Annotated in this window: 20 protein-coding genes and 2 tRNA genes; 14 read left to right on the top strand and 8 right to left on the bottom strand. The window is 61.0% G+C overall.

Annotation, left to right across the window (positions count from 1 at the left end):
- The first annotated feature begins 40 nt into the window (after window positions 1-40).
- Window positions 41-991, top strand: a complete 951-nt coding sequence (locus tag KUV86_RS17525; protein WP_222485936.1) for a DMT family transporter — start codon at window positions 41-43, stop codon at window positions 989-991.
- 157 nt (window positions 992-1,148) lie between these two features.
- Here the strand turns inward: KUV86_RS17525 and KUV86_RS17520 are convergent, their stop codons facing one another.
- On the bottom strand, window positions 1,149-1,610 hold the full coding sequence (locus KUV86_RS17520; RefSeq protein ID WP_222164266.1) for a flavodoxin family protein: 462 nt from the start codon (window positions 1,608-1,610) through the stop codon (window positions 1,149-1,151).
- 204 nt (window positions 1,611-1,814) lie between these two features.
- Here KUV86_RS17520 and KUV86_RS17515 point away from each other — a divergent pair, with 204 nt between their 5' ends.
- The 3 genes from KUV86_RS17515 (at window position 1,815) to KUV86_RS17505 (ending at window position 3,499) form a co-directional block, all read left to right on the top strand.
- On the top strand, window positions 1,815-2,294 hold the full coding sequence (locus KUV86_RS17515) for a YbhB/YbcL family Raf kinase inhibitor-like protein (RefSeq protein WP_206944463.1): 480 nt from the start codon (window positions 1,815-1,817) through the stop codon (window positions 2,292-2,294).
- 97 nt (window positions 2,295-2,391) lie between these two features.
- On the top strand, window positions 2,392-3,075 hold the full coding sequence (locus KUV86_RS17510; protein WP_222485934.1) for a hypothetical protein: 684 nt from the start codon (window positions 2,392-2,394) through the stop codon (window positions 3,073-3,075).
- An 88-nt stretch (window positions 3,076-3,163) separates the two neighbouring features.
- Window positions 3,164-3,499, top strand: coding sequence for a zinc ribbon domain-containing protein YjdM (locus tag KUV86_RS17505; protein ID WP_222485932.1), 336 nt, complete (start codon window positions 3,164-3,166; stop codon window positions 3,497-3,499).
- Window positions 3,500-3,626: 127 nt separating this feature from the next.
- Here KUV86_RS17505 and KUV86_RS17500 read toward each other — a convergent pair whose 3' ends face one another.
- The 3 genes from KUV86_RS17500 to KUV86_RS17490 form a co-directional block, all read right to left on the bottom strand.
- Window positions 3,627-5,108 (bottom strand): YfcC family protein, encoded by a 1,482-nt coding sequence (locus tag KUV86_RS17500; protein WP_222483594.1) that lies wholly within the window; start codon window positions 5,106-5,108, stop codon window positions 3,627-3,629.
- A 423-nt stretch (window positions 5,109-5,531) separates the two neighbouring features.
- Window positions 5,532-7,232, bottom strand: coding sequence for a ShlB/FhaC/HecB family hemolysin secretion/activation protein (locus KUV86_RS17495; RefSeq protein ID WP_222485930.1), 1,701 nt, complete (start codon window positions 7,230-7,232; stop codon window positions 5,532-5,534).
- Between the two features lie 294 nt (window positions 7,233-7,526).
- Window positions 7,527-10,121, bottom strand: coding sequence for a collagen-like triple helix repeat-containing protein (locus KUV86_RS17490; protein ID WP_222485928.1), 2,595 nt, complete (start codon window positions 10,119-10,121; stop codon window positions 7,527-7,529).
- A 278-nt stretch (window positions 10,122-10,399) separates the two neighbouring features.
- Here KUV86_RS17490 and KUV86_RS17485 point away from each other — a divergent pair, with 278 nt between their 5' ends.
- A complete protein-coding gene (locus KUV86_RS17485; RefSeq protein WP_222485926.1) occupies window positions 10,400-11,023 on the top strand; it encodes a hypothetical protein in 624 nt (207 codons plus the stop codon).
- A gap of 178 nt (window positions 11,024-11,201) precedes the next feature.
- Here KUV86_RS17485 and KUV86_RS17480 read toward each other — a convergent pair whose 3' ends face one another.
- Together KUV86_RS17480 and KUV86_RS17475 are read right to left on the bottom strand one after the other, a co-directional pair.
- Window positions 11,202-11,792 (bottom strand): helix-turn-helix domain-containing protein, encoded by a 591-nt coding sequence (locus KUV86_RS17480; RefSeq protein ID WP_206944449.1) that lies wholly within the window; start codon window positions 11,790-11,792, stop codon window positions 11,202-11,204.
- A gap of 102 nt (window positions 11,793-11,894) precedes the next feature.
- Window positions 11,895-12,650 carry an SDR family NAD(P)-dependent oxidoreductase gene (locus KUV86_RS17475; RefSeq protein WP_222485924.1) on the bottom strand — a complete coding sequence of 252 codons (756 nt, stop codon included), beginning with the start codon at window positions 12,648-12,650 and terminating at the stop codon, window positions 11,895-11,897.
- A 269-nt stretch (window positions 12,651-12,919) separates the two neighbouring features.
- On the opposite strand from KUV86_RS17475, the gene gltX reads away from it, so the two are divergent.
- From gltX to KUV86_RS17460, 3 genes are all read left to right on the top strand, one after another.
- The gene (gene gltX / locus KUV86_RS17470; protein ID WP_222164259.1) at window positions 12,920-14,407 is read left to right on the top strand and encodes a glutamate--tRNA ligase; all 1,488 of its coding nucleotides are present in this window, start codon (window positions 12,920-12,922) and stop codon (window positions 14,405-14,407) included.
- Between the two features lie 261 nt (window positions 14,408-14,668).
- A tRNA-Ala gene (locus tag KUV86_RS17465) sits at window positions 14,669-14,744 on the top strand.
- Between the two features lie 17 nt (window positions 14,745-14,761).
- Window positions 14,762-14,837 (top strand) — tRNA-Glu (locus tag KUV86_RS17460).
- Window positions 14,838-15,337: 500 nt separating this feature from the next.
- On the opposite strand, the gene KUV86_RS17455 is transcribed toward KUV86_RS17460, so the two are convergent.
- Together KUV86_RS17455 and gltA are read right to left on the bottom strand one after the other, a co-directional pair.
- On the bottom strand, window positions 15,338-16,231 hold the full coding sequence (locus KUV86_RS17455) for an NAD(P)-dependent oxidoreductase (RefSeq protein WP_222164258.1): 894 nt from the start codon (window positions 16,229-16,231) through the stop codon (window positions 15,338-15,340).
- 155 nt (window positions 16,232-16,386) lie between these two features.
- A complete protein-coding gene (gene gltA, locus KUV86_RS17450; protein WP_206944441.1) occupies window positions 16,387-17,673 on the bottom strand; it encodes a citrate synthase in 1,287 nt (428 codons plus the stop codon).
- 477 nt (window positions 17,674-18,150) lie between these two features.
- Between gltA and sdhC the strand changes: the two genes are divergently transcribed.
- The 6 genes from sdhC to odhB all read left to right on the top strand — a co-directional run bounded on the left by sdhC (window position 18,151) and on the right by odhB (window position 26,076).
- Window positions 18,151-18,528, top strand: a complete 378-nt coding sequence (sdhC, locus tag KUV86_RS17445) for a succinate dehydrogenase, cytochrome b556 subunit (protein WP_206944439.1) — start codon at window positions 18,151-18,153, stop codon at window positions 18,526-18,528.
- Window positions 18,522-18,869 (top strand): succinate dehydrogenase, hydrophobic membrane anchor protein, encoded by a 348-nt coding sequence (gene sdhD, locus KUV86_RS17440; protein WP_206944437.1) that lies wholly within the window; start codon window positions 18,522-18,524, stop codon window positions 18,867-18,869. The genes sdhC and sdhD overlap by 7 nt, the downstream gene beginning before the upstream one ends.
- Window positions 18,870-18,873: 4 nt before the next feature.
- Window positions 18,874-20,646, top strand: coding sequence for a succinate dehydrogenase flavoprotein subunit (sdhA, locus tag KUV86_RS17435; protein WP_222483599.1), 1,773 nt, complete (start codon window positions 18,874-18,876; stop codon window positions 20,644-20,646).
- 12 nt (window positions 20,647-20,658) lie between these two features.
- Window positions 20,659-21,369 (top strand): succinate dehydrogenase iron-sulfur subunit, encoded by a 711-nt coding sequence (locus tag KUV86_RS17430; protein ID WP_206944431.1) that lies wholly within the window; start codon window positions 20,659-20,661, stop codon window positions 21,367-21,369.
- A gap of 300 nt (window positions 21,370-21,669) precedes the next feature.
- Window positions 21,670-24,507: a 2-oxoglutarate dehydrogenase E1 component gene (locus tag KUV86_RS17425; RefSeq protein ID WP_222485922.1), complete on the top strand. Its 2,838-nt coding sequence runs from the start codon at window positions 21,670-21,672 to the stop codon at window positions 24,505-24,507.
- A gap of 39 nt (window positions 24,508-24,546) precedes the next feature.
- Window positions 24,547-26,076: a 2-oxoglutarate dehydrogenase complex dihydrolipoyllysine-residue succinyltransferase gene (gene odhB / locus KUV86_RS17420; protein WP_222483601.1), complete on the top strand. Its 1,530-nt coding sequence runs from the start codon at window positions 24,547-24,549 to the stop codon at window positions 26,074-26,076.
- Window positions 26,077-26,090: the final 14 nt, after the last annotated feature.

Below are 26,090 nucleotides of genomic sequence, written 5' to 3'. Positions count from 1 at the left end.
TCGCATACTTCATGGCCGACAGTAGCGATGGGAGAAGGTCATGGGGGATCGTAGGACGCTAGACGCACACGCCGTGGGCCTGATGCTGGTCTTTTGCCTGACGCTGGGTATGCAGCAGGTTGCCCTGAAGGCGACCGGCGACGATATTTCACCGGTTTTACAGATCGCCCTGCGCTCTGGCCTGGGGGCCGCGCTGATTGCCTGCTACATGCTGGCGCGGGGACAGCGGATGTCTCTGGGGGATGGGAGCTGGAAGCCAGGTCTGATCGTGGGCGGCTTGTTCTCACTGGAGTACGTGCTGCTGGGAGAAGCGCTGCGTTTTACCACCGCCTCCCATGCGGTGGTGTTTCTCTACACCGCTCCCATCTTCACTGCGCTATTGCTGCATTTTCTAGTCCGCGACGAGCGCATGGCAGCGATGCAGTGGCTGGGGATCAGCCTGGCGTTTGTGGGCATAGGAGTGGCCTTTCTGCTGCCTGCGGGGGGCGATGTGGAGGCCGCTGGGCAAGCATCGCTGTGGGGCGATCTGCTGGCATTGCTGGCCGGCGTGGCGTGGGGCGCCACGACGGTGCTGGTGCGTACCACGCGACTGTCCTCGCTGGCGCCAGAGCAGACCTTGATGTACCAGTTGGTGGCTGCGTTCGTGGTGCTGTTGGCCAGCGCCGCGGTGCTGGGACAGCTGGCGATTGATCCTACGCCTCTGGCGTTGACGAGCCTTGCCTTCCAGTCTGTGATCGTCTCCTTTGCCGGGTTTCTGGTCTGGTTTTGGCTGATCCGACACTACCAGGCGTCGAGGATTGGGGTGCTGTCATTTCTGACCCCGCTATTTGGGGTCGGGTTTGGCACCTGGCTGCTGGACGAACCCATAGAGCCTGGCTTTATGATCGGTGCGGTCATGGTGGTGGCGGGGATCACCCTGGTCAGCGGTGAAGGGTGGATCCGTCAGTGGCTCGCCTCCCGCCGTAGGCAAGCGGCGATGTTCGGCAAGTAGGCAGCAGGACAACCCTCACAGGCATAGGCGCGCTTTTCCTCCAGGGCGCGTCTTTCCCCCAGGGCGCGTCTTTCCCCCAGGGCGCGTCTTTCCCCTAGGGCGCGTCTTTCTCCAAGGACGCGTCTGTCTCATACGTCGTGCCCAGCAGACGAAGGTGTCAGAGAATACCCGCGTCCAGTCCAGCGGCCATGGCCTGGGATAGCGTTTCCACCTGGTCGACGAAGTCGTCCTGCCATGCGCCCTTCAATATCAGCGGGGGCTGAACCCAGCGCCAGCGCAGTCCGCTGACAATCGACTCGACCGCTCGCATGGTGCCGGTGCCGTCATGGCCGGCGCGGATATACAGGGCGCAGGGAAGGCCTTGAGTGTGATCCAGCAGTGGGTAATAGCTGCGATCAAAGAAATCCTTCAGGGCGCCACTCATGTATCCGAGGTTTTCGGTGGTGCCAAGCAGGATGGCATCTGCCTGACGCACGTCCTCGGGGCCTGCCTCCAGGGGGCCGAGCACCACGATGTCCACGTTCTCGATATCCGGGTGGCAGCTGGCGCGGCAAGTGGCCTCCCGCAGTCTCAGGGTATTGGGGGAGGGCGCGTGGGCGACGACCAATAGACGTTTCATGCGTGGCTCCGCAATGGGCATGTGGGCAATGGCGACAGTGAGGGGTTCTTCGTGTCAATAACATGCGCGTTTGACAGCGGGTGGCGGCTTGTCGACCCTAGGAAGGGTGATTAAGGTGCATGTGGCGCCTTGGGCTGGTTGTTGGCTTGTACCCAAGGGCTCACTTGATGCACCAAAGACCACCGTTCCAGGGAGGAAACCCCCATGCCTTTCGCGCTCTCTTCATTAAGCGTCACCAGCCCGGCTTTCGACAATGACGCTGGTATTCCCGCACGTCATACCCAGGAAGGCGAGGACATTTCACCGGCGCTGGCCTGGCAATACCTGCCAGAAGGCACTAAAGGGATTGCGGTCATCTGTCACGACCCGGATGCGCCGCTGGTGCAACATGGCAGCTACGGTTTTGTGCATTGGGTACTGTATAACCTGCCTGCGTCGCTGACGTCCCTTGAGGAAGGCACCCAGCAGGGGACTCAGGGGAGCAATGATGCGGGTAATCTCGGCTACAACGGACCCCTGCCGCCCGAGGGCCATGGGCTGCATCGGTACTATTTCTGGGTGCTGGCGCTGGATACCGCGACCCAGTTGCCCGAAGGTCTCAGCATGAGCGAGTTGCTCGAACAGGTCGAACCGCACCTGTTGGGTATCAATCGCCTGGTGGGCACTTATCAGCGCGAGGCCTGAGAACAGGCTGACAGCCCGCCTTCAGGGCGGGCTTTTTTACTCCCTCAACGCATGTGTGCCGTTTCGGCCGCATGGCGAGTGATCAAGGATGACGCTCATGTTCGATTGGATTTCAGCTCACAAGGACATTCTGCAGACGCTGGCAAGCGTGGGCTCCTTTCTCATCTGGCTGATCTATGCTCAGCTGCTGTACTTCGGCTTTCGCCGTCAGCGCCGTCCGCGCTTGATCATCAACCGCGGCAAGCGCAAGAACCTCGATGCTCTCTGTGTCATCAGCAACATGAGTGCCGAACCTATCTATCTTCAGCACATCATGATGACCCTGGAGACCTCCAAGGGCGACTGGACACTGGACGTCAGCGACCATGAGGCGGACCTGGAAGACGACCACAGTGACCAAGAGCGAACGCCAGACGGTCGCTGCACCCATCAGGGACCGCTGGACAGTGGTGGTTTCGTCCATATCGGCTCCTTCAACGCCTTGAAACAGCGGATCATTGATATCGCTGGTCTGGACGACAAAGAGGGAACGAAGGATGACCTGGTGCTCAAGGCGATGTGTGTTCGGGTGATTGGCACCTATTGCTCGGAAAACCTGCCGATTGGCGCCGAGCGCCGCTTTGTCTTTCACCAGGCCGACGATAGCTGCACGCTGGTGCCAGAGACCTGGGACACCCTGCAGTTCAGCACCCGCAGGCAGCGCAGGGAGCTCAAGCGCGATATCAAGCGGATTCACGAGCGTCAGGCCCAGGGCGAGGGTGAAGAGCCGGAAAGGGAGTAGGCGACTGATGACCTGGCCAGGCGGGTGACTGGCTTTTCGCGCGGTGGGGGAGTACCGTCAGCGCCTTCCTTCAATGAGAGAGAGCGTCATGAGCGATTTGCCCGCCTGTCCCGCCTGTCAGTCACCTTATACCTATCAGGACGGCCCTTCGCTGATCTGCCCCGAGTGCGGTCATGAGTGGTCCCTGGAGACCACAGAGAGAGACGCAGAACCTGGTATTCGCGATGCCCACGGAAACCCGCTCAACGATGGCGATACCGTCACCGTGATCAAGGATCTCAAAGTCAAGGGATCGTCGTCGGTGGTCAAGGTCGGTACCAAGGTGAAGAACATTCGCCTGGTCGACGGAGATCACGATATTGACTGCAAGATCGACGGGTTCGGTGCCATGAAGCTCAAGTCGATGTACGTCAAGAAGGCGTGAGTTGGCGGATGCTGGCAGGGTCTCGGCAACGCCGCCAGCGCTCGCAAGGAGCGCTGGGGCTGGATGAGTCAGATGAATGGACGGTGACGGTTATCGGCGCCTGAGTCGTGTGCGCGCGTCGCCGTGTTCAGACCAGACTGGCGCCGACGAACAGGGTCACCGCGCTGACGCCGAAGGTCAGCAGGATGAAGGGCATGGCCCACTTGACGAAGCGCTCGTAGGGAATCTTCGCCAGCGCTAGGCCCGCCACCAGGTGGGCCGCCGTCGGAGCAAACATGTTGATCCAACCGCTGGCGGATTGGAAAGCGGTGACGACCAGCTCGCGCTCGACGCCAGAGAAGTCTGCCAAAGGTGCCATCAGTGGCATCGACACGGTGGCAAGGCCCGACGTGGAAGGAATGAAGAAGCTGAGCACGATATGGACCACGTAGGAGACGACGACGAACATGCCGGTCGATAGTCCCTGCACCGCACCTTCCGCCCAGTTGAGGATGGTGTCGATGATCACGCCATTGTCCATCACGACATAGATCCCCCTCGCCACCGCCACGACCAGGGCAACCCCGATCAGGTCCCGAGCGCCATCCAGGAAGCTGGCAATGAAGCTGGATTCTGGCTGCCGATTGATGACCGCGATCAGGATCGCAGAGGTCAAGAACAGGGTAGACAGCTCGTCGAACCACCACCACAGGGTCGGGAACAGGGTGATCCCCATGTCTTCCCAGGGCACTACGCCGTACACCATGATGCCAAATGTCAGGAAGAAGACCGTCATGGTCAGCTTATGGCGCAGGGTGTAGGCACCGCTGGTGACGGGGGCGCTGGCGCTTGCTGGTGTTGCACTCAGGTCAGCCAGGACGGAGCGCTGCGGGTCGCGCTTGACGCGGGCGGCGTAGCGCATCACGAACCAGATGGCCAGTGATACCAGAATCACGAACTGGACCAATCGGAGGGTAATACCGGCGCCGATCGGCAGTCCCGCAAATCCCGAGGCGATACCGGTGGCGAAGGGATTGACGGTGGAGGCGAGTACCCCAGTGCCCGAGCCGAGCAGGACGATACCTGCCGCCACCATACGGTCGTAACCCGCGGCGGTGATGACCGGCAGGATAATGGCCCAGAAGGCGACGGTCTCTTCCGCCATGCCGTAGGTGGAGCCCCCCAGTGCAAACAGGATCATCAAGACCGGGATCAAAAAGTGTTCCCGTCCCTGGAAGCGGGCCACCACCGCGCCGATCCCTGCATCGAGGGCGCCCGAGTGCATGGTGACCGCCAGAAAACCTCCAATCACCAGGACAAACAAGGCAACATCAACGGCCTTGTGAAACCCCTTGATGGGGGCAATCAAGACGTCCATGGGCCCCTGGGGCGAGCTTTCCAGTACTTGATAGGTGCCAGGAATCGGCAGCAGGCGCTCATCGCCTTCGTAGTCGAGGACTTCGGTGGCGGGGATGACGGTATCGGTGCCTTCGACGCGATAGTCGTACTTGCCGGCGGGCATCACCCACGTCAGCAGGGCGACCATGATGGTGATCAGGAACAGCAGGGTGTACACCGTCGGCATACGTAGGCGGCTGCGTTTACGGGAAGAGATCGATTGCGTTTCCATCTCGTGTTCCTCGGTTCAGTAGTCGGTTCATGGGCCGGATCATCAGGTCATGGAGTGGGCTCTGTTGTGTTTGGTGTGCTCCAGCAGGCGCCGAGAGAGTGGCGCCCACCGTTCGAGTCTACGAGGGTCAAGCCGCCAGTTGGGCGGTCCTCGGTGCAAGTCTTGACCCGCTGCAAGGAGCGGGACGATCTGCGGTGATGGAGCGGGAATTATGCTGGCCTGGCTCAAGGAATGGGGCGAGCGCATTCTGCAGTAGCCGTCGCGCGACGACCTCGTCGCAGAACAGGGGGGAAGATCGATGCAGGGTTGATGGCCGTCTGTGGCGTGAAGCGGCGGGGCGGACATGAAAACGGCCAGGGTCTGGGGTCCTGGCCGTGCTGCCTTCAGCGAAGAATGCCCTCGGCGGTGGATACCTCGAGTCGCTTAGCCTTCGAAGTTCCACACCAGCCGAGCATTGATACGCCCGTCACGGCTGTCGGTGTCCGGGTCGCGGTCGCCGATGGGCTCTGCGTACTCCAGCGTCAGTCCGTACCATCGTCCTTTGGCTAGCCGAACGCCCGCTGCGGCAGATGCCAGATGGCTATCCACATCACGGTTCTGGAACTCGGTGCGTGCACCATCGACGACCAGGAAGGGCTCCACGTTACTGAGCCAGTCACTATCGAGCGTATGCAGGTAGCGCAGCTCGAGTGAGCCCGCGTAGCCATAGTCCCCTTCGGCTTGACCCGCATCGTAGCCACGCCCGAAACGCTGGCCACCGTAGTTGCCGCGCTCGGGTTCGGGCAGCTCGTCGTCGGAGTAGAAGCCGTTGGCAGCCGCGGTCAGCCGCCAGCGCTCTCCTAACAGGTGTCGGTACTGAGTCTCCAGCTGCCAGCGGGTGAAGTGAAGGTCGCTGGTGGTCTCCAGAGGAGTGCCATTCAAACGGCTCCGCTGTTCGTTGCCGCCCAGGTCGACACCCTGACGTACGGCGGCCGAGGCCTGCCACAGTGACCGGTTGGCTTGGGTGCGATAGCTCAGGTCCAGGTCCGCTGCGGAATATTCATAGTCATCGACCAGCTGGTTGAGCGTGCGATCCTCGAAGCGTAGGGTCGTGGTCTTGGTTTCGTCGTGATGGCGCAGGGCGCCCCCCAGCGTCAGGCTTGAAGAACGTGTCAGCAGCACCGGATAGGACAGACCCAGGCGATAGCGCTGGCGATCGGTGTCCTGATCCTGGCTGAGGTCGAAGCGCTGTCCGTTGAGCAGGTAGATAAGATCTTCATCATCGCTGCCGCGGTAGGTGTCGGCAGACGCCGAGAGTGTCAGGCCATCGCTGCCAATGCCGGTGCGGAAGTCCAGCGCGTACAGTTCATTGTCATTGTCGATGGGCCATAGCCAGGAAAAGCCCAGGCTCTCCCCCCAGGAGGTGAGGCTTTGTGTCGACACCCGGTTGATGAACACGGCGTCTTCCTCATCCCCCCCGCTAACACTGCCGGCATAGTCGAAATGGTCGATGCGGCGTTCTTCCACTCGCAGGGTGGTGGCGCCATTGGGGGTGCGCGGGACAGGGGCCTTGAGGGTCAAGCTGGCGCCGGGGATTTGCTCGATCAGGCCGCTGACGCGCTCGAAGGTTGCCCGTGTCAGGGGGCGCTCATCCAGCAACGGCATGACCAGTCGCTCGACGCGGCGGGCCACGGGGTCGTCGTCTACGACGATTTCGGTACGTGCGATGTGACCCTCCACCAGCACGATACGCACATTGCCGTCGATAAAGTTGTTGGTCGGCAGGTAGGCGAATGACAAGGGGTAACCCGAGGACTGGTAGGCGTCGGTGATGGTCTTGACCTCGGCCTCCACGGCCTCGCGGGATACCGTCTGCCCGACCATGGCCTGTAGTCCGCTGGATAGCGCACTCAGGTCGAGCACGCTGTCACCGATAAAGCGCACATGGCGTACTGTGACACTGTCAGGGACGCCTGGGTTGACGTCATCGGGCAGATCCACTTCGGTCTGCACATCACGCTCGGGGGGAAGGAGTCGCTGGTTCTCGATGATATCATCGACGGTGTCCAGAGTTTCCTGGGCCATGGCCGCAGACGCCAGGAGAAGACAGCCAGTGGCTGCCAGAGGAGAAAAAGTCCTGCGCATTCGTTGATATCCTTGTCGTTCCCAGTGGGGTATGGCGCTCAAGGCGCGTCGCAGCAGGCGAGGCCTCGTTTATCGTTATGGGTCTTGTTAAAAGGAGCCTTGTCACTTGGCTCTCGTGTCGAGAATGATCAAGAGCGCTGAGGGTCATGAGCGCGCTGAGCGTAACTGTTGAGGCTGAGCATAGAGGCCGTACACAAAGGCCGTACACAAAGGCCGAGCACAAAGAGAAGGCAGAGAGAACAAAGGCCCGACACCCGTCAGGGTGCCGGGCCTTCAGATCATCTCAGCCGCAGCTTATTTGTTGCCGCCAAGCAGACCTCCCACGATGCCGGTCAGGCCACCTGTCTTGGCCCCCCCTTCAGAGCCGGAGCCCTCGCTGCCGGTAAGCCCTCCCGTCAGCTTATCGGTGACGCCGCCGACGGTATCCAGGGTGCCGCCGACCAGGCCACCATCACCCTCTGAACCCACCAGGGCGTTGCTGATACCTGACGTGACGCCTGTGCCACCGCCACCGCTGCTATCGCCTCCCAGGGTGTTGGTCAGGGTGTCATTGACGCCGGAGACCAGGCCGCCACCGCTGCTATCGCCTCCCAGGGTGTTGGTCAGGGTGTCGTTGACGCCGGAGACCAGGCCGCCACCGCTGCTATCGCCTCCCAGAGTGTTGGTCAGGGTGTCGTTGACGCCGGAGACCAGGCCGCCACCGCTGTCGCCGCCACCCAGGGTCGAGCCCAGCCCGGAGGTGAGGCCGCCTGAGCTATCGCCTCCCAGAGCTCCGTTCAAGCCTTGGGTCAGATTGCCGCCAAGGCTGTCGTTGAGGCCAGCGATCAGGTTACTGTCTCCTCCCAGCTGACTGTCCAGGCCGCCGGTGAGGCTATTGCCGTCCTGGCTACCGCCAAGTCCCGAGAGCAGTGCGCCGTCACCCAGCAGTCCAGCAGATTCGAGCTTGCTGAGGCCTTGCCCATCAAGGCTTGCGATAAGGCGCGCTTCGTCACCTCCCAGCAGTCGGCCGGTGTTGGCGACAACGCCACCGACACCGCTGACCGTGCTGCCAAGACCTGAGGCGAGTGCCCCATTGCCGCCGATGCGTCCACCCAGTCCATCCACGGCCACTCCCGCACGAATCAGCAAGTTGCCGGCTTCAGGCCCGACCACCAGCGCCTGACTGAGCTGCGTCACTCCGCTGTCGGTATGGATCACCACAGGGCGAACAACGGCGGTGATTTCACTGGTCAGCCCACCAAGGTGGGATGTCTGATCATTGAAACTCAGGGCCAGGGTGTTGCCGGCCTGGGTCACGCCGCCTCCCAGTTGCGCCAGGCTGCTGCCGAGTTGAGAAATGGCGCCGGTGCGGGTATCCAGCTGCATGACCAGCGGGAGCTGGCGCAGATCGCCCACGGTGGCACCGAGACTTGAGACCACTTCACCGGTCTCAGATACCGCGACGCCACCTCCCGCCAGGCTGGTACCCAAGGCATTGGGGTTGTTGGAGATATTACCGACACCGTTGCTGAGGCCACCAGTGACCCCCGATACGGCCTCGCCCGAGTTGATCACGACATTGCCCAGGCCATCGGTAATGAATTCACCCTGACCAGCGAGGCTCTGCTGAGAGATGCCGTTACCCAGGGACGTCACGGCGTTGCCGACGCCAGTACCGGCCTGGCCCGCACTGGCCACTGTGCGCTCAAGGTCAGTTCGACCATCGTTGGGTGCCGTGGTATCGCCAGTAAGCAGGTCGCCCAGGCCGTTACCATCGTTGGCACTGCCTCCACCGAGCAGCTCACCTGTGGCGATGACGATCCCACCGGTGCCGGTGACGCTGTTACCTGCCCCGCCCAGCAAGGTGTAACGCTGCCCGATTCGCTGACCGAGTTCGCCCAAGGTTTCGCCGCTGCGCAGCAAAAGGTTGCCAGCCTGGGCGGGCAGTACCAGCGCCTGGGCCACGCGGGTCACCTTGCCATCGGTTCCCAGCAGCACTGGGCGCAGACTCGTGCTGAGCTTGGTCGTGAGCCCACCCAGCACCTGGTCCGAGTCCTCCAGGTTGACGCTGAGGGCATCTCCGACCCGTTCTACCTTACCGCCGAGTCCCTGGACAGTGGTGCCAAGCTTGGTGACGAGACCTGTTCTAGCGTTCAATTCCATGACGACCGGGAGGGTGGCGAGGGCTTCCACCGTGGCTCCGGTGGCCGACACCATCTGGCCCGCTTCGCCGGCACCATTGGTGATGCCTGCAGCGGTGGTGCCGAGATAGTTGTCATTGTTACTGATATCGCCAAGTCCGCTACGAACGCCGGTCGAGACATCCCCGACCACGTCCCCGCCCTCGCTGATGATGGTGCCAGCCGGCTGTGTGACGCTTGAAAGCTGAGGAACGGCCTGCTGTTGGGAGATACCTGTGCCGATATCGGTCAGGGTCTGATCGATACCGCCGGCCGTGTCGGCTGTCGCAATGCTGAGGTTTTCCAGCGAGCTGCGGGCAATACCATCGCCACCGTCTCCATCGCCGCCGCCGTCTCCATCGCCGCCGCCGTCTCCATCGCCGCCGCCGTCTCCATCGCCGCCGCCGTCTCCATCGCCGCCGCCGTCTCCATCGCCGCCGCCGTCTCCATCGCCGCCGCCGTCTCCATCGCCGCCGCCGTCTCCATCGCCGCCGCCGTCTCCATCGCCGCCGCCGTCTCCATCGCCGCCGCCGTTTCCGTCGCCGCCGCCGCTTCCATTGCCGCCACCGCTTCCGTCGCCGCCGCCTCCGGTAGAATCATCATCACTGGTGATCGGGTCCTGGCTATTGCTTGCCAGCGTGCGAGAGTTGCTAGAGTCGCCAGAGCAGGCGGTCAGGGTCGCCATTGCACTGGCCAGTGCGATCACAAGAAGTTTCTTTTGTAGAGTCATCGGTCGGTACCTCGCCTATGCCGCAGTAGTGCTTATTGGGGTCATCGGGTTGGCGCTTTTTACAAGCGTCACATCCTGTTGTTGTTATGGTTTAGATTAGATGCTTCTTACGGCATAGTTCCTTTTTACTAAGCTTTTGTGGGTTTTAATTGGTATTAATGCATTAAGAAATGTAAGTAATTGGTGAGCTAGTGTTTTGGTTAAAGTTGCGCTGACGCTTAACAGGTACACCCCTGCACTCGCGTGTTAGTCTTTTGGAGTAGACAAGGGGGAAGGCTATGTCCGCATGGCGAATTGGATGGTTACTGATATCCGTGGCACTTGTTGCCTGTGACGACGACGGCAAGTCGTCTGGCGTCAATGTGGCCTCCGAGCAGGAGCGCGCCACTGAGGCACGCCAGCCCATGGCGGCAAGGGAATTGCCACAAGAGTCTCCTCCCCAGGAGGCTGAGGACGCATCTCCCATCGATGAGCGTCTTGCCGAGCCGGTGGCCGTTGCCTTGGACAGTCAGCTAGGGCCTGACCGGCGCATGTACGTCACGGCCACAACGAATCTGCCGGCGGGTACGCGGGTTCAGCTTCGGGTGGTGCGGGAGGCCAGCAACGTTCGTTGGCAGTCACGCACCCAGGTGACCGATGGCGCTGTCAGCGCCGGGCCGTATGGGCCTGGCAGCGGTCTGCCGGACGGGTACTATCGAATTGAATTCGCGACGGCGCCTGCGGACGTTCAGCCAGCGGCGGTAAAGGCCAGCATTGGCGAGCGAGGCAGATATCTGTCGGGGCCGCTGGTGGTTGAATCCGAGCATGGCCTGGGCAAGCTGGTGGAGACCAGCGAGCGGTTCCTGGTGGGGCAGGAGGTGCGGCGCACCTTGGATGATGTCGAGGTCCAGCAGCAACGCTAGCCGCGAGGGCCAGTCAGTGCCTGTGTGCCGAGAGCCGCTAGAAGGCCGTGGCAAATGATGGGGAATGAGAAGATCTGGCGCAGAAGAGTGTTGAAGGCGGAATACGCACAATAGGCGTTGAGCGTTGTCGTGTGGGCGGCGGCAAGGGCAGCTCCGTTGCCGCTCGCTCTTTGGTTGATCACGCCGAGCTGTCGTTTCTCCACACGGCGACGAGCTTCGCCTTGAGGCGCATGCCGCTGTGGTAGGGGGTGGTCGCTGTTTGTCCTTGGCGCTGGAAGGTCAGTTGACCATTGGCGTCCTGCGCCACACGGCGTATATAGAGCTGCTGTTCTTCCGCGATCAAGTAAAGGCCGGGCTGGCGAAAGATATCCGTCGGGGCGACGGCTGCCAGGTCCAGGGGGCCTAGAAAGTCGAAGTGTTCCTGTGGGGCCGGCGTCACGAGATGGCAGTCTCCGTCCCAGCGCTGGTCGGGAATCAGCTCCAGCGGAAGGTCGATACCCTTGTGTGCCACTTCCTGCCAAGGCAGTGGTAGTGATGACCGCAGGTAGAGAGGAGAGGGGCGGCTTGGCTCACCCTCCAGCAGGTGGCTGAGCGGGCAGTTGAGCGCCTGGGACAATGCCACGAGGCGCTCATGTCCAATTTGCTTGATCGTGCCGGACTCCCAATAGGAAATGGTAACGTCCGAGACCCCCACCTGGCGTGCCAGTGCTGCCTTGTTCAGACCGGCTGCCATTCGTAAAGACTTGATGCGCGGACCCAGCGCGTCCATGGAACCACCCTGTCGACACAATAAGAGAACTTAGAATACTCATTCATAAGGTCTCCATATGCAATATCAGGAGTCAACGATATACCTAGGGTGCTGGGATAACTACCAGTCAATAGAGGTATTTGCCCAGTCGTAGAAGCCTCCACTGTCATCGGGGCCATGCTGTTCCACTACCTGAAGGATGGCGTCGGCAACGAACTCGGGACTGAACAGCTTGCCTTCAGGTACTCGTGCCTGGAACGGGCGAGAGAGCTCGGTGTCGGTCGTGCCTGGATGAAAGCTCAGCACGCAAGACTGTGGATTTAAACGCTTGAGTTCGATGGCTGCCGTCTTCATCAGCATATTGTGGGCGGCCTTGCTGGCCCGGTATCCGTACCAGCCGCCCAGGCCGTTGTCGCCGATCGACCCGACGCGAGCGGAAAGGCTGAGAAAGGTCGCAGGGTGCTGGCCTTTGAAATGCGGGAGCAGCGTCTTTAAAAGCAGGGCGGGCGTAATGGCGTTGATCTGGTAGAGAGCGAGCAGGGCGGCTTCGTCAAGCTCCTCAAGGCGTTTCTCGGGCTGGACGCCGCGAGCATCATCGTGCAGCAGGCCGACGGCATTGACCACCAGATGAACCGCGCCTGCCTGCTCATGCAGTGCCTGGGACAGCGCCTCTCGGCCATCTGCCGCGGTGATATCGGCGGCGATGGGCTCGTGCCGGGGATCCAGCTGATCCGTGGGTCGACGACTGACACTGATAAGCCGACCGAGACGCTGATCGGTCAGCAACCGCTCCAGCACCGCACGACCAATGCCACCGCCACTGCCCACGACGATGGCACAGTAGTCCTCGGGTAACCTGGGGGATGACTGCGACATGATCTCACTCCTCTGTTGTTGCGTTTGTATGTGGCGGCCGTTCGTGACGTTCGTTATGTCGTTCCGTTGGTTTCGCTGTTCCGTCGCTCCGTTGTGCGAGCCACCGCGCGTGCTCTGGGTTGACTCGACGTCAGGCTGAGCCTGCCATGCGCTCTGCATAGAGTGGGGCGATGGTCAGCGGCGCTGGCCCCTGCGCAATTGCGTCCACGGTGCGTATAATGCGCCCACGCTACCAGCTTGGCTTCAACCTATTCAGGATGCAGGACGTTATGACTGTTCGCACGCGTATCGCCCCGTCGCCCACGGGGGACCCTCACGTAGGTACTGCCTACATTGCCTTGTTCAACCTGTGCTTTGCTCGCCAGCACGGCGGAGAGTTCATCCTGCGTATCGAAGATACGGATCGAGTCCGCTCTACCGCGGAGTCGGAGCAGATGATTCTCGACTCGCTGCGCTGGCTCGGCCTCGACTGGGATGAAGGTCCTGATGTGGGCGGTCCCCATGGACCCTACCGCCAGAGCGAACGTGGTGAGATCTATGCCCAGCACGCGCAGACGTTGCTGGATGCCGGACATGCTTTCAAGTGCTATCGCACCAGCGAAGAGCTGGATGAACTGCGTGAAGCGCGCAAGGCCGAGGGGCTGCATCTTGCCCTGAAGCCTGCTGATCTGGCGTTGGAGCCGGAAGAGCAGGCACGCCGTGAGCGTGAGGGCATGCCTTACGTGGTGCGCATGAACGTACCCGCCAGTGGCCCCTGTGTGGTGCAGGACATGTTGCGCGGTGAGATCGAAGTGGACTGGGCGCAGGTCGATGCGCAGATCCTGCTCAAGTCGGACGGTATGCCGACGTACCACCTGGCCAACGTGGTCGACGATCACCTGATGGGCATCACGCATGTGCTGCGCGGTGAGGAGTGGATCAACTCGGCACCCAAGCACCAGCTCCTGTATGAGTACTTTGGTTGGGAGATGCCGTCTCTCTGTCATATGCCGCTGCTGCGTAACCCTGATAAGTCCAAGCTGTCGAAGCGCAAGAATCCGACGTCCATCAATTACTACCGTCGCATGGGCTTCCTGCCTCAGGCAGTGACCAACTACCTTGGTCGCATGGGTTGGTCCATGCCTGACGACCGGGAGAAGTTCTCGCTGTCCGAGATGATGGAGCACTTCGATATTCAGCGTGTGTCGCTTGGCGGGCCGGTATTCGACCTTGAAAAGCTGACCTGGCTCAACGGTGTCTACCTGCGTGAAGACCTGGATGATCGTGGCTTTCTCGAAGCGCTGATGAAATGGGCCTTCAACGAAGAGTACGTTTCCGAGATTCTCCCTCAGGTGCGCACACGCGTGGATACCCTGTCGGATGTCGCGCCCTTGGCGGGCCATTTTTTCTCCGGACTGCCGAATATCAGTGAAGCAAGCTTCAGCGATATCAAGCTCGAGCGGGAAGACCTGCTCAAGCTGCTGCAGTTCCTGGTGTGGCGTTTCGAGAATGTGACCCGTTGGGACAAGGCGTCGCTGCTGGAGGAGGTCAAGCTCCTGGGGGCTCACTTTGATCTCAAGATGAAGGCACTGTTGGCTCCCGTGTTCATCGCGATCACCGGCTCTTCGTCCAGCACCTCCGTCATGGATGCGATGGCGATCATTGGCTCCGACATGACCCGAGCCCGCTTGCGCCATGCCATTGGTGTGCTGGGCGGCGTGTCGAAGAAGCAGGCCAAGCGTTTCGAGAAAGAGTACCGCGAGCTGCCGGCGGAATAGCCGTGAGCTGCCGATAAGCTAGCACCGCCATCTGCAAGGGGCGGTGGCAACAGGCTGAAGAGCGCTAGCAAGAGAGGGCGCCAGCGCAACGTCGCTGGCGCCCTCTTGACGTTAAGTCCTTGAGTCGGCGGTGGCCGAGTCTCCGTGAGCAGCCAACGGCGTCGACAGGACGGCCACAGGCGCTCGGGCCTTCAAATTTCTGCCAGGATGGCTTGACCGAAACAAGTGGAATCAGTACTATACGCATCGTCTTAACGAGACGGGGCCTTAGCTCAGCTGGGAGAGCGCGACACTGGCAGTGTCGAGGTCAGCGGTTCGATCCCGCTAGGCTCCACCATCCTCGTTTCAGGCTGCGTCCCATTCGTCTAGTGGTCTAGGACACCGCCCTTTCACGGCGGGAACAGGGGTTCGAACCCCCTATGGGACGCCACTCTTCTTTTGATGCCGCTTATCTATATGCCTTGTCACTTGGCTTAATGCAAAAGCATTAGGCTGAGGGTTTCTTGGTCTGCGTAGCATTCTGCCTAGCTACATCTGTCAACAGATGTTGATGCCAAATTGGCCTGTGGATTATTGCCATTTGTTGTCATTGTCGGCTTGACAGCAAAGGGTATTTGTCCACCACCACTGCTCAACCTGCCCCGGTCAGCTCTCGCTTCGGGGATAGCGCCCGTGGTTACGCGTTTTTTATTTTTTTCCTTGTATTTCAACAGCTTACTTAAGGTCAAAAATTGACCAATTTAAGGTCGAGGCCCATTTCATGGCGATTGAGGGGCGGTTTCGATAGGTTGTGAACAGGGTTATCCACAGAAAGTGTGGAAAACGAGAGCCTGGGGGTATCAGGGGGAGGAGGTTGGCTTTCCAGATGGAGTCGCGAGAGGGCAGGCTGGGGGCAGCGTGATGTTGCTGCCCCTGCTGGTATGTGAAAAGTCAGTCTTTGCGATCCGTGGCCTTAAGGCGTCTCAGTAGGGACGACGTGTCCCAGCGTCCACCGCCCAGGGCCTGGACCTCTGCGTAGAATTGATCGACAAGAGCAGTGACGGGCAGTCGTGCATCGAGTTGGCGCGCCTGGCTCAGGCAGATGTCGAGATCCTTGCGCATCCAGTCCACCGCGAAGCCGTGATCGTATTCATCCTTGATCATCGTGTCGTGCCGGTTTTCCATTTGCCAGGAGCCGGCGGCCCCCTGGCTGATGACCTCGATCACCCGGTGTTGGTCGAGGCCAGCCTTTTCTGCAAAGTGCATGCCCTCGGCGAGGCCCTGGACAAGGCCGGCAATGCAGATCTGGTTGACCATCTTGGTCAACTGGCCGGCGCCAATGTCGCCCATGCGCGTCACGGCTCTTCCATAGTGAAGCAGGGTGGGGCGGGCACGTTCGAAGCTGTCTTCCTGTGCGCCGCACATGATGGTCAATGCACCCTTCTCGGCCCCTTGCTGGCCGCCGGAGACGGGGGCGTCAATGAAGCCCACCTCACGCTCTGCGCAGGCCTTGCCGAGCTCTTCGGCGAGGCTGGACGAGGCGGTGGTGTGGTCGACCAGCAGTGCTCCTGCTGCCAGTCCTTGCAGGGCGCCATCGGCGCCGGTGACCACGTCGCGGACATCGTTGTCATTGCCGACACAGACCAGTACCAGATCCGCCCCCTTGGCGGCTTCTGCCGGGGTCGGGTGGTGACTGCCGCCGAACTGCTCGGTCCATTGCTGGGCCTTTGCCGAGGTGCGGTTGTAGACGCGCACATCCAGCCCTGCCTGGGCAAGGTGTCCGGCCATGGGGTATCCCATGACGCCAAGGCCGATAAAAGCGACCGTGGAAATCTGCTGGCTCATCAAGAGGCTCCTTCGTCATTTTGTGGCTGTTGGATAAGGCGTGAAGGGTCAGCATAGCGCTTGTGGTGCCGCTGATTCATCCTTGAACCCTATTAACGACAAGGGCCGCCCTGGTGGGCGGCCCTTGCTGATGCTCAGTGTCGAAGCGATGACGCTTACTTCGTCGGGTAGTCGCGCTGGGTGTGGCCAGTGTAGAGCTGGCGAGGACGGCTGATCTTGTAGCTGTCGCTGAGCATCTCGTGCCAGTGGGAAATCCAGCCAATGGTACGAGACACGGCGAAGATGACCGTGAACATGTTGGTCGGGATGCCCATCGCCTTGAGGATGATGCCAGAGTAGAAGTCGACGTTCGGGTAGAGCTGGCGCTCCACGAAGTATTCGTCTTCCAGGGCAATCTGCTCCAGGCGCTTGGCGATCTTGAGCTGGGGATCGTCTGCCTTGCCGAGTTCCGCCAGGACTTCGTCGCAGGTCTCTTTCATGACCTTGGCGCGGGGGTCGAAGTTGCGGTAGACGCGGTGGCCAAAGCCCATCAGCTTGAACGGATCTTCCTTGTCCTTGGCCTTGTCGATGAAGCGCTGAATGTTCTCTTCGGAATCGTCACCGATTTCGTCGAGCATGTTCAGGACCGCTTCGTTGGCGCCGCCATGGGCGGGGCCCCACAGGGCGGCGATGCCGGCGCTGATGCAGGCGAACGGGTTGGCGCCGGTGGAGCCTGCCAGGCGCACCGTCGACGTCGAGGCGTTCTGCTCGTGGTCGGCGTGCAGCATGAAGATACGATCCATCGCCTTGGCGTAGACCGGGTTGATTTCGTAGGGCTCGCACGGATTGCTGAACATCATGTAGAGGAAGTTCTCTGCGTAGTTCAGATCGTTGCGCGGATAGTTGAACGGTTGACCGATGTTGTACTTGTAGGACATGGCCGCGATGGTGGGCATCTTGGCGATCAGGCGGATGGCGCTGATCTCGCGGTCCTGGGTCTGAGTGATGTCCAGGTGGTCGTGGTAGAAGGCCGCCAGGCCGCCGACTACACCACACAGAATCGACATCGGGTGGGCGTCGCGGCGGAAGCCCTTGAAGAAGTTCGCGATCTGCTCGTGCACCATGGTGTGGTTGCGCACACGATGCTCGAAATCCTTGTACTGCTCGTCGTTGGGCAGTTCACCGAACAGCAGGGTGTAGCAGAGCTCGACGAAGTTGGAGTTCTTGGCCAGCTGCTCGATCGGGTAGCCGCGATGCAGCAAAACGCCTTTCTCGCCATCGATGTAAGTGATGCCGGATTCGCAGGAGGCGGTGGCCAGGAAGCCAGGGTCGAAGGTAAAGAGGCCTTCTGCACCGAGGCCACGGACGTCGATGACGTCTGGGCCCAGAGTGCCCGAGTGAATGGGAAGTTCGACAGGGTTCTCCAGACCATCCACCGTCAGGGTCGCTTTTCTGTCAGCCATGTCTGGCCTCCTTCGTGTTCGATATGGAGCGATACGTAGTTATTTCTCACTAACGTGCCGACGAATAGGGGGTCGCCCGGCAAAAAAGGTTCGCCCACTATAGAAGCGTTCAGGATATTGTCAATTCTCCCATCGAAACCTTGCTGTTGTACTATGCTCAATTAGCAGTACAGTGTTTGTATAGTTTTTGATGCTTTGCATCAAAAATGGGCGTTTTGCGGCGCAGCATCTTGACGAGGTGGCGTTTCTATGCAGCTTTGCTGCATTTTGCTTCGAAGCAGCGAGCAAATTGTGACGCGATGCCATTTGTCATGGTGGGGGCATGTCCCTATAATTCAGGCCGCGACTGGCAGGAACAGGAGGTCGTGTCCAACTTGTCGAGGGTTGGTTCACGACAGCGCCCTTCCCAAAACCACCGCCCGCTCGGGCCTCTGGCCCGTCTGTCGTAGAGTGGGCCAAGAGAGTGTGTAGAGAGCCGTGAATAGCAAACGACCCGTAAATCTGGATCTGTCCACGATCCACTTCCCCCTTCCCGCCTTGACGTCGATTACCCACCGGATCACCGGCGTCATCCTCTTTGTCGGATTGATCTTCGGCTTCTGGGCGCTGGACGCTTCGTTGTCTTCCCCCGCCGGTTTCGAAGCCGTGCGTGACGCGCTGGCGCACAACTTCTTCGCCAAGCTGGTGGCATGGGGTCTGTTGTCCGCCCTGGCGTTCCACTTCGTCGCTGGCTGCAAGCACTTCATCATGGACGCCAACATCGGCGTATCTCTTGAAGGCGCAGTGAAGAAGGCTCAGATCACTATCGTGGCGAGCGTTGTTCTGATCATTCTGGCAGGAGTCTGGGTATGGTAACCAACATCACGAGCTTCAGCCGCAGCGGTCTGTCAGACTGGATCATCCAGCGTGCCAGTGCGGTGGTCATGGCCCTTTATACGGTGTTCCTGGTGGTCTACCTGCTGGCTCACCCGCAGCTCGACTACGCCACCTGGAGCGGTCTGTTCGAACAGACCTGGATGCGTATCTTTTCGCTGTTGGCCTTTGTGTCTCTCGCCGCCCATGCCTGGGTGGGTCTGTGGACCGTGACCACCGACTACATCAAGCCGACCGGCATTCGTGTCGGCGCCCAGTCCGTCATCATCATTGCCATCTTCGTGTTCCTGGTCTGGGGCATCCAAGTGCTGTGGGGAGCCTGATTACATGTCAACCATGCGTAGTTTGACCTTTGACGCCATCATCATCGGTGGCGGTGGTGCTGGCCTGCGTGCCGCACTGGAGCTGGCCAAGTCCGGCAAGAAGACCGCGGTGCTGTCCAAGGTCTTTCCGACCCGTTCGCACACCGTGTCCGCCCAGGGGGGTATCACCTGTGCCATCGCTTCTGCCGATCCCAATGACGATTGGCGCTGGCACATGTATGACACCGTCAAGGGGGGTGACTACATCACCGACCAGGACGCCGCGGAGTACATGTGTTCCGAAGGGCCGAAGGCGGTGTTCGAGCTTGAGCACATGGGCCTGCCGTTCTCCCGTTTTGACAACGGTCGTATCTACCAGCGCCCGTTTGGCGGTCAGTCCAAGAACTTCGGCGAGGGTGGCCAGGCAGCACGTACCTGTGCCGCTGCCGACCGTACTGGACACGCTCTGCTGCACACGCTGTATCAGAACAATCTGAAAAACAACACCACCTTCCTCAACGAGTGGTACGCCGTCGATCTGGTGAAGAACGCCAACGGCGACGTGGTGGGTTGTATCGCCATGGACATCGAGACGGGCGAAGTGGTGCACGTCAAGTCCAAGGCGACCGTTCTGGCCACCGGTGGTTCCGGCCGTATCTATGCCTCCACTACCAATGCCCTGATCAATACCGGCGACGGTATCGGCATGGCCCTGCGTGCCGGCGTGCCGATGCAGGACATGGAAATGTGGCAGTTCCACCCGACCGGCATCCACGGCGCAGGCGTGCTGGTGACCGAAGGGTGTCGCGGTGAGGGTGGCTACCTGGTGAACAAGGACGGCGAGCGCTTCATGGAGCGTTACGCCCCGAACGCCAAGGACCTGGCCGGCCGTGACGTGGTCGCTCGCTCCATGGTCATGGAGATTCTGGAAGGACGTGGCTGTGGCGAAAACGGCGATCACGTCTTCCTCAAGCTGGACCATCTGGGCGAAGAAGTGCTGTCCAAGCGCCTTCCCGGGATCGTCGAGCTGGCCAAGACCTTCGCCCATGTGGACCCGGCCAAGGAGCCGATTCCGGTGGTGCCGACGTGTCACTACATGATGGGCGGCATCGCGACCAACGTGCACGGTCAGGCGATTGCTCAGGATGCTGATGGCAATGACCAGATCATCAACGGTCTGTATGCCTGTGGCGAAGCTGCCTGCGTTTCTGTCCACGGCGCCAACCGTCTGGGCGGCAACTCGCTGCTGGACCTGGTGGTCTTCGGGCGTGCCGCGGGTATGTACATCGAGAGTGCTCTGAACGAAGGTATCGAATACCTGGATGCCCGTGACTCCGACATCGAGACGGCGATGAAGCGCATCACTCGCTGGAACGAGTCCGAGGGCGGTGAGAGCGTGCCTGAGCTCAAGCGCGAGTTGCAGAGCATCATGCAGAACTCCTTCGGCGTCTTCCGCGAAGAGAAGAACATGGTCGAGGGTGTGGAGAAACTGGCGGAGCTGCGCGGCCGTATTGCCAACGCTCACCTGGCGGACAAGTCGCACGCGTTCAATACCGCACGTGTCGAGGCGCTGGAGCTGGACAACTTGATGGAAGTGGCTGAAGCCACCGCCATCGCTGCCCTGGAGCGTAAGGAAAGCCGCGGCGCACACTCGCGTTACGACTATCCGGATCGCGACGACGCCAATTGGCTCAAGCATTCCATGTTCTTCCCCGGCGACAAGCGCGTCGGTCAGCGCGACGTCAACTTTGCGCCGAAGACCATGGATAAGTTCGAGCCGAAAATCCGCACCTACTAAGGGGGAGTCAGCATGTCAAAGCTTCAGGTATCCCTGTACCGCTACAATCCGGAAACCGACTCCGCACCCTACATGCAGGAGTTCGAGGTCGACACCCAGGGTCGTGACCTGATGGTGTTGAACCTGCTTGAGCTGATCAAGGAAGACGACAGCTCTGTCGCCTTCCGTCGCAGCTGCCGTGAAGGCGTCTGCGGCAGCGACGGCATGAACATGAACGGCAAGAACGGCCTGGCCTGCATCACGCCGCTGTCTGAAGTGGTCAAGAACAACAAGCTGGTACTGCGCCCGCTGCCTGGGCTGCCGGTCATTCGTGACCTGGTGGTCGATATGGCGCTGTTCTACAAGCAGTACGAGAAGATTCAGCCGTACCTTCAGAACGATACGCCGGCGCCGGCGATCGAGCGTCTGCAGGCCCCCGAAGAGCGCGACAAGCTCGACGGTCTCTACGAGTGCATCCTGTGCGCCTGCTGCTCGACCTCCTGCCCGTCGTTCTGGTGGAACCCGGAGAAGTTCGTTGGTCCTGCGGGTCTGCTGCAGTCCTACCGCTTCCTGGCTGACTCGCGCGATACGGCCACCCAGCAGCGGCTGTCCGAGCTCGAGGATCCGTTCTCCGTGTTCCGCTGCCGCGGCATCATGAACTGTGTGGCGGTGTGCCCTAAAGGGCTTAACCCCACTCGGGCGATCGGCAAGATCCGCGAGATGTTGCTCGCGAATGCCACTTAAAACGTGGCGCCGGGCTTGTTATCATGTCCCGGTTCGCGGGCGCGACACGATGTCGCGCCCGCGGATGACAGCGTCAAGAGCCGGTGCCATGGGCACCGGCTTTTGAGCATGAAGCAAGACCGCAAGGCAGAGAGACCGACGGCCGACAGGTCGCGGCAGAACCACCAGGGCGCTCGCTGATAGTCAGTGCCATGGGTGATGAAGGGCAGGGCATCGCGCTAGATGTCCTGTGACAGCACGCCCGCGGTACGGATTAGCATCGAGCCCACTACCACCCCATCAGTGCAGGGTGACCGAGAGATGCAACAAGGCATAATGGAGTTGATGTGGCGCTCCTCTCACGTGACGGGCAGCAACGTCCACTACGTGGAAGCGCTCTACGAGCAGTACCTCGACGACCCCAGCGCCGTCCCCGATGAATGGCGCGACTACTTCGACGAGTTGTCCCGCCAGGAAGGCGCCCCGTCCGACGAGACCCCCCTCTCACCGATCCGTGATCAGTTCTATCAGCTGGGCCGCGAGCGCCGCACCGCGGTAGCCAGCGCAGCGACTGCCGACAGCGAAGAAAGCCGCAAGCAGGTCAAGGTCCTGCAGCTGATCAACGCCTACCGATTCCGTGGTCACCAGAAGGCCGACATCGACCCCTTGGGGCTGCGCGATGCCAAGCCGGTGCCGGATCTGGATCTTGCGTTCCACCAGCTGTCGAAGGCCGACCTCGACACCGAGTTCCAGACCGGGTCCTTCTTCCTGGGCAAGGAGCAGGCAACGCTCAAGGAAATCGTCGATGCCTTGGATCGCACCTATTGCCGCGCGATCGGCTGCGAGTTCATGCACATCGTCGATACGGAAGAGAAGCGCTGGCTGCAGCAGCGTTTCGAGTCCGTGCGCTCTGCGCCCGACTTTGGTGATGACCGCCGCAAGCAGCTCTTTGAGCGTCTGACAGCCGCCGAAGGTCTGGAGAGCTACCTGGCCTCCAAGTACCCCGGCACCAAGCGCTTCGGCCTCGAGGGTGGCGAGACCTTCATCCCGATGATGGACGAACTGATCCAGCGCGCCGGAAGCTACGGCACCAAGGAAGTCGTCATCGGCATGGCCCACCGTGGCCGCCTGAACGTGCTGGTCAATATTCTCGGCAAGAACCCGGGTGAGCTGATCGACGAGTTCGACGGCAAGAAGCTGATCGAACGCGGCTCCGGCGACGTCAAGTACCACCAGGGCTTCAGCTCCAACGTGATGACGCCTGGTGGCGAAGTTCACCTGGCGATGTCCTTCAACCCCTCGCACCTCGAGATCGTGGCGCCAGTGGTGGAAGGCTCCGTGCGTGCTCGCCAGGATCGTCGTGATGACCTGGACGGTGGCAAGGTGCTGCCGATCAACGTTCACGGTGACGCGGCCTTCGCTGGCCAGGGTGTGGTGATGGAGACATTCCAGATGTCCCAGACCCGCGCCTACAAGACTGGCGGCACGGTGCATATCGTCATCAACAACCAGGTGGGCTTCACCACGTCCCACCCGGAAGATGCACGCTCCACCGAGTACTGCACCGATATCGCCAAGATGGTGCAGGCCCCGATCCTGCACGTGAACGGTGACGATCCCGACGCGGTGCTCCACGTGACCCAGGTGGCACTGGACTATCGTCAGCAGTTCAAGAAGGACGTGGTCATCGACCTGGTCTGCTACCGTCGTCGCGGGCACAACGAAGCGGATGAGCCCTCCGGCACTCAGCCGATGATGTACCAGAAGATCAAGGATCATCCCTCTTCTCGTGCCCTCTACGCCGACCGTCTGGTGAAGCAGGGCGTGCTGACCGAAGACGACGCCAAGGCCGTGGTCGAGAAGTACCGTGATGACCTGGTCGCCGGCAATCACGTGGCCAATGCGCTGGTGCAGGAACCCAACACCTCGCTGTTCGTCGACTGGAAGCCGTACCTGGGTCATGAGTGGACCGGGCACGCCGATACCAGCTTCGACATGAAGCGACTGAAGCAGCTCGCCGCCAAGATGTGCGAGATTCCGGACGGTGTGAAGGTGCAGCGTCAGGTCGCCAAGATCTACGAAGATCGCCGCAAGATGCAGGGCGGTGGCATGGCCATGAACTGGGGCTTTGCCGAGACTCTGGCCTACGCGACGCTGCTGGATCAGGGCCATCCGATCCGTCTGACCGGTCAGGACGTGGGGCGTGGCACCTTCTCTCACCGTCACGCGGTGATTCACAACCAGAAGGATGGCTCCACCCATGTGCCGCTTCAGCACATGGCAGACGGTCAGCCGCGCTTCACCATTCACGACTCCTTCCTCTCCGAGGAAGCGGTGCTGGCCTTCGAGTATGGCTACTCGACGACCATGCCGAATGCGCTGGTCATCTGGGAAGCTCAGTTCGGTGACTTCTTCAACGGTGCCCAGGTCGTGGTCGACCAGTTCATCTCCTCTGGCGAGACCAAGTGGGGACGTCTGTGTGGCCTGACCATGCTGCTGCCTCACGGCTTTGAAGGGCAGGGGCCTGAGCACTCGTCAGCACGTCTCGAGCGCTTCTTGCAGCTGTGTGCCGAGCACAACATGCAGGTCTGTGTCCCGACCACGCCGGCCCAGATCTTCCACCTGCTGCGTCGCCAGGTGATTCGCCCGCTGCGCAAGCCGCTGGTGGTGATGTCGCCGAAGAGCCTGCTGCGCCACAAGGAAGCGACCTCGAGCCTGGAAGAACTGGCCGAAGGCAGCTTCAACATGGTGCTGCCGGATCAGGGGCAGCGTGATGCCGACAAGGTCGAGCGGATCATCATGTGTGCCGGCAAGGTCTACTACGACCTGGCCAACTGGCGCGAGGAGAACCTGCGCGACGACGTGGCGATTGTTCGCGTCGAGCAGCTCTACCCCTTCCCCAAGGAAGAGCTGATCGAAACGCTCAAGGAGTACTCCAACGTCACCGATATCGTCTGGTGTCAGGAAGAGCCCCTCAACCAGGGTGCCTGGTACTCCATGCAGCACAACCTGCGTGTCGTTGCCGACTCGCTCAAGGACGGTCTGGGCTCCCAGCTGAAGTTTGCTGGACGGCCGGCGTCAGCGGCACCCGCGGCGGGCTACATGTCCGTACATACCGAACAGCAGCGCCAACTGGTGGAAGACGCCTTCAATCTCTAAGGCGACCATCGGGAAGAGAGAGAACATTAAGGATACGACATGGCTACCGAGATCAAGGCACCATCCTTTCCGGAATCCGTTGCCGAGGGCACCGTGGGCACCTGGCACAAGAAGCCCGGTGACAGCGTCGAGCGTGACGAGCTGATCGTCGAGATCGAGACCGACAAGGTCGTGCTCGAGGTTGTGGCGGTGGAAGCTGGCACCCTGTCCGAAGTGCTGGTGGAAGAAGGCGACACGGTAGAGTCCGAGCAAGTGCTGGGCCGCATCGGTGAAGGCGGCGGCAGCGCCGAGCAGAAGTCAGAGGCCAAGCCGGCTGAAAAGGGCGACGCGCAAGAAGCTCCCAAGGGCGGTGGTGAGAAGCGTGACGTCAAGGCGCCGAGCTTCCCTGAATCTGTTCAGGAAGGCACCGTAGCGAGCTGGACCAAGAAGGTCGGTGAAGCGGTCAAGCGCGATGAAGTGCTGGCCGAGATCGAGACTGACAAGGTCGTGCTGGAAGTGGTCGCACCGGAAGATGGCGCGCTCGCCGAGATCAAGGTCGAGGAAGGCGGCACCGTCGAGTCGGAAGCCGTGCTGGCGATCTTCGAAGTCGGCGCTGGTGGTGCCGCTCCGACCGCTGACAAGCAGGCTCCGAAGGCCAGTGCCGATGACGGTGGCAGCGACGAGCAGGTGGGCGACAAGATCGTGGCACCGGCGGCGCGCAAGCTGATCGCCGAGCACGACCTTGATGTCAGCGCGATCACGGGTACCGGCAAGGACGGTCGCGTGCTCAAGGAAGACGTGCTCAAGGCGGTCAAGGAAGGCAGTGCCAAGAAGGCAGCGCCGGCCAAGAAGGCCGCCGCCAGTGCGGCAGCACCTGCCGTCGAGGGCGAGCGCCCCGAGAAGCGCGTGCCGATGACGCGCCTGCGCAAGACCATTGCCAAGCGTCTGGTCCAGGCCCAGCAGACCGCTGCCATGCTGACCACCTACAACGAGGTGGACATGGGTGCGGTGATGGAGCTGCGCTCGCAGTACAAGGACACCTTCCTGAAGGCCCACGACGTCAAGCTTGGCTTCATGGGCTTCTTCGTCAAGGCGGCCTCCGAGGCGCTCAAGCGCTTCCCGGACGTCAATGCGTCCATCGACGGCGATGACATCGTCTACCACGGCTACCAGGATATCGGCGTGGCCGTATCCACCGATCGTGGCCTGGTGGTGCCGGTGCTGCGTGACACCGACAGCATGAAGATCGCCGACGTCGAGAAAGGCATTGTCGACTTCGGCAAGCGTGGTCGCGAAGGCAAGCTGGGCATTGAAGACATGCAGGGCGGCACCTTCACCATCACCAACGGCGGCATCTTCGGCTCGCTCATGTCCACGCCGATCCTGAATCCCCCGCAGACCGCGATCCTCGGTATGCACAAGATTCAGGAGCGCCCGATGGCGGTCAACGGCAAGGTTGAGATTCGCCCGATGATGTACCTCGCGCTGTCTTATGACCACCGTATGATCGATGGCAAGGACGCGGTGCAGTTCCTGGTCACCATCAAGGAGCTGCTCGAGGATCCGGCGCGTCTGCTGCTGGAAATCTGACCTGATTGGCAGTG

Source organism: Halomonas sp. DP8Y7-3 (genome assembly GCF_019801675.1).
Lineage (GTDB): Bacteria > Pseudomonadota > Gammaproteobacteria > Pseudomonadales > Halomonadaceae > Halomonas > Halomonas litopenaei_A.
This window is presented reverse-complemented; position numbering and strand designations above follow the sequence as displayed.

Excerpts from the sequence above, each read along its gene's own strand:
- KUV86_RS17500 (WP_222483594.1), bottom strand. The coding sequence starts at position 5,108 with ATGGAAACGCAATCGATCTCTTCCCGTAAACGCAGCCGCCTACGTATG.
- KUV86_RS17425 (WP_222485922.1), top strand. The coding sequence starts at position 21,670 with ATGCAACAAGGCATAATGGAGTTGATGTGGCGCTCCTCTCACGTGACG.
- KUV86_RS17475 (WP_222485924.1), bottom strand. The coding sequence starts at position 12,650 with ATGTCGCAGTCATCCCCCAGGTTACCCGAGGACTACTGTGCCATCGTC.
- gltX (WP_222164259.1), top strand. The coding sequence starts at position 12,920 with ATGACTGTTCGCACGCGTATCGCCCCGTCGCCCACGGGGGACCCTCAC.
- KUV86_RS17515 (WP_206944463.1), top strand. The coding sequence starts at position 1,815 with ATGCCTTTCGCGCTCTCTTCATTAAGCGTCACCAGCCCGGCTTTCGAC.
- KUV86_RS17510 (WP_222485934.1), top strand. The coding sequence starts at position 2,392 with ATGTTCGATTGGATTTCAGCTCACAAGGACATTCTGCAGACGCTGGCA.
- KUV86_RS17480 (WP_206944449.1), bottom strand. The coding sequence starts at position 11,792 with ATGGACGCGCTGGGTCCGCGCATCAAGTCTTTACGAATGGCAGCCGGT.
- gltA (WP_206944441.1), bottom strand. The coding sequence starts at position 17,673 with ATGGCTGACAGAAAAGCGACCCTGACGGTGGATGGTCTGGAGAACCCT.
- KUV86_RS17525 (WP_222485936.1), top strand. The coding sequence starts at position 41 with ATGGGGGATCGTAGGACGCTAGACGCACACGCCGTGGGCCTGATGCTG.
- KUV86_RS17490 (WP_222485928.1), bottom strand. The coding sequence starts at position 10,121 with ATGACTCTACAAAAGAAACTTCTTGTGATCGCACTGGCCAGTGCAATG.
- KUV86_RS17495 (WP_222485930.1), bottom strand. The coding sequence starts at position 7,232 with ATGCGCAGGACTTTTTCTCCTCTGGCAGCCACTGGCTGTCTTCTCCTG.
- KUV86_RS17520 (WP_222164266.1), bottom strand. The coding sequence starts at position 1,610 with ATGAAACGTCTATTGGTCGTCGCCCACGCGCCCTCCCCCAATACCCTG.
- KUV86_RS17485 (WP_222485926.1), top strand. The coding sequence starts at position 10,400 with ATGTCCGCATGGCGAATTGGATGGTTACTGATATCCGTGGCACTTGTT.
- KUV86_RS17455 (WP_222164258.1), bottom strand. The coding sequence starts at position 16,231 with ATGAGCCAGCAGATTTCCACGGTCGCTTTTATCGGCCTTGGCGTCATG.
- KUV86_RS17430 (WP_206944431.1), top strand. The coding sequence starts at position 20,659 with ATGTCAAAGCTTCAGGTATCCCTGTACCGCTACAATCCGGAAACCGAC.
- sdhD (WP_206944437.1), top strand. The coding sequence starts at position 18,522 with ATGGTAACCAACATCACGAGCTTCAGCCGCAGCGGTCTGTCAGACTGG.
- KUV86_RS17505 (WP_222485932.1), top strand. The coding sequence starts at position 3,164 with ATGAGCGATTTGCCCGCCTGTCCCGCCTGTCAGTCACCTTATACCTAT.
- sdhA (WP_222483599.1), top strand. The coding sequence starts at position 18,874 with ATGTCAACCATGCGTAGTTTGACCTTTGACGCCATCATCATCGGTGGC.
- odhB (WP_222483601.1), top strand. The coding sequence starts at position 24,547 with ATGGCTACCGAGATCAAGGCACCATCCTTTCCGGAATCCGTTGCCGAG.